General features: G+C 78.4%; 1 protein-coding gene. It reads right to left on the bottom strand.

The features are described 5' to 3' along the window. The coding region (locus tag BUB17_RS25040; protein WP_072921553.1) for a phosphatase PAP2 family protein at nucleotides 1-2,131 on the bottom strand (2,131 nt) is incomplete at its 3' end. Nucleotides 2,132-2,641 lie beyond the last annotated feature (510 nt).

Here is a 2,641-nt window from a genome sequence, read left to right as displayed (position 1 = left end):
CCTCCAGCGCCACCCCCATCGCCGTCCAGCCCAGCTGCGCGCCCGGCAGCCACCGGGCCCGGCGCGGGGCGGTGAGCCCGCTGCGCAGCACCCGGCCCACCTGGCGGCGCACCTGCGGGCCGGTGTCGGCCCGCCCGGCCAGCCACTGGCCGGTCAGCACCAGCGCCCAGGCGCCGAGCCCCAGCGCGACCGCGGGCACCAGGGCCTCGGGAGTCCGCCAGCCGCTGAGGAGCCCTTCCACCAGCGCCAGGACGAGTGTGGCGACGCCGACGAGCACCGCCGCGACGATCGCCCCGGCGACGAAGCGGTCGACGGCGCGCCGGGCGTCCTCCGGCAGCACCCCGGCGCGCTCCAGGAAGCGGGCCGCCGACCGACGCCAGCCCTCGTCGCCGTGCAGCAGCGAGGCGCCGTCGGCGACCATCGTCGCGCCGTAGGTCCGCCCCAGCGCCAGCCGACGCTCCACGGTGAGCAGCGCCCCGGCCGCCCGCGCCGCGCGGGCGAGGACGGCCAGCGCGAGCGCCGCCCCGAGCCAGCGCCAGCCGCCCCGCTCCACCGACCCGGCGAACGCGGTCGCCCCCGCGAGCAGTGGCACCCCCACCAGCACCAGTCCGGCCCCGGCCGCCACGGCCAGCCGCGCCGCGATCCCCGGCGGGCCGAACTCCGGGCGGTCGGGGTCGGGCAGGTCCAGCCGGCGGCGCACCGCGCGGCGCAGCAGGCCCAGCCGCGTCCGGTCGTCCCGGATGCCGGCCCGGGTCGCCGACGACAGGCTCATCGGCGTCAGGCTCGGCAGCGCGGCGGCGACGGCGTCGGGGCCGAGGACGTCGACCGCCGAGCCGACCACCAGCTCGGGGTCCACCCGCAGCACGAGCGAGGCCATCAGCTCGGCCACGTCCCCGGCCAGCGCGTCCTCGTCGGCCCCGTTCTGCGCGTTGCCGAAGTCGACGACCCAGGGCTGCCCGTCGCCGTCCACGAGCACGCTGGCGGCCACCAGGTCGTGGTGGGCCACCCGGGCGGCCCGCAGCAGCGCCACCTGCTGCCACACCCGGGCCAGCAGCGCGGGCGTGAGCTCTCCCGGCGGCAGGTCGTCCAGGGCGGTGCCGACCACGTACTCCTGCACCACGAGGGCGCCGCGCTCGGAGCCGCGGGCCAGCAGCACCCGGGGCGCGTACACCCCACGCTCGCGCGCGATCATGGCCGCGACCGCCTCGTGCTCCGCCTGCTGGCCCAGCGGCGCCACGGCGTCGGCGTCCTTGACGTCGCGGACGGCGAGCAGCCGCCACAGCCGGTAGAGCCAGTCACGCTCGGAGCGGTCGGGCTCGAGGAACTTCACGTAGAGCCGGCGACCCCGTTCGTCGATCGCCTCGAAGGGGTGCGAGCTGCGCGCCCGGACCGCGGCCGCCCGCAGGTCGCGGACCGGCAGGCCGAACCGGTCGAGCAGCTGCCCGACCCGGGCGGCCGCCACCTCGCGCCGCGGCACGCCGAACGCCCAGTGCACCAGCGAGCCGATCGCCCAGCCGACGGCGAGCCCCCCGATGACGTCCAGGGGCAGGTGTGCGCCGACGTAGATCCGCGCGAGGGCCATCGTCCACGCCAGGGTCCACGCCCAGCGTCGACCGCGGCGGGACAGGTAGGGCACGGCGGCGGCGGCCAGTGCCGCGGCGACGGCCGAGTGCCCGGAGACGAACCCCAGGCCGGCGACCGGTCCCTCGGGGGAGTTGACCTCGACGACCAGCCCGACCGGCCGCTCGCGCTGCACCACGCTCTTCACCAGGTCGGAGGCGACGTAGGCGAGCACCCCGGCCACCAGGATGTCCCGCGCCATCCGGAACCGCCGGGTCAGCGCCGCGACCGCCGCCACGGCCGGGACGGCCACCACGTTGCCCAGCTGCATCACCAGCCAGACCACCGGGAAGACCGACGCCGGCAGGTCGTTGACGAGCTGGAACACGTCCCGCTCGAGCACCGGTAGCCGGCCCCGCTGGGCGACGAGGAGGCCCAGTCCCAGGACGGCGAGCCCGAGCGCCACCCGGACCAGGTCGACCGGGTGCCGCTGCACCGGCCGGGGTCCGGGCCGGCGGAGGCGGGGAGTCCGCAGGTCGGGGTCGGTGGTGCTGACCGCGCCGGAGGTCATGGCGGCAGTCCACACGTGCGGAGGCCCGGGGGAGCAGGGTCTTCCGGTCCGAGTCCGGCGTGCCGGGCGCACTTGGCGGGGCTCGGCGCCGGCGTCCCCAGCGCAGGCACGCCGGCTGGACCACGCCCGCAGCCACCAGGCCGGTGCGGTGTCCTGAGGTCCAGGACCGGCACCACCCGCGCCGCGAACCGCAGGAGGTCCGAGCCGCGCCCGAGCGGACCGCGGCCCGGCGTGGACGCCCGGATCCGATGCCATGGAGGGATCGGGGCCTCGGCAGCCATCGTGCGCTCCTCTCGGCGGGCCCGCCGCCCGGGACGGTCGGCCGGTACGGAGCGTCCCGGACCCGCAGCGCGGGGGCGAGGGGCGCAGGTCCTCCATGCGGCGGAGGTCCCGTCCCGTCCGGCCGGAGGTCCCTGTACCGCCCGCCCCCCGTGTCGCCCAGGGACCTCCGGCCCGCCCCGGGTGGACGGAGGGTGGTGTCGGGACGGCGGCGACCGCCGGAGGCTCGAG

It is taken from the genome of Geodermatophilus obscurus (assembly GCF_900143215.1).
Lineage (GTDB): Bacteria > Actinomycetota > Actinomycetes > Mycobacteriales > Geodermatophilaceae > Geodermatophilus > Geodermatophilus obscurus_A.
The sequence above is the reverse complement of the archived record's forward strand: the minus strand, read 5'-3'. Positions and strand labels throughout refer to the sequence as shown.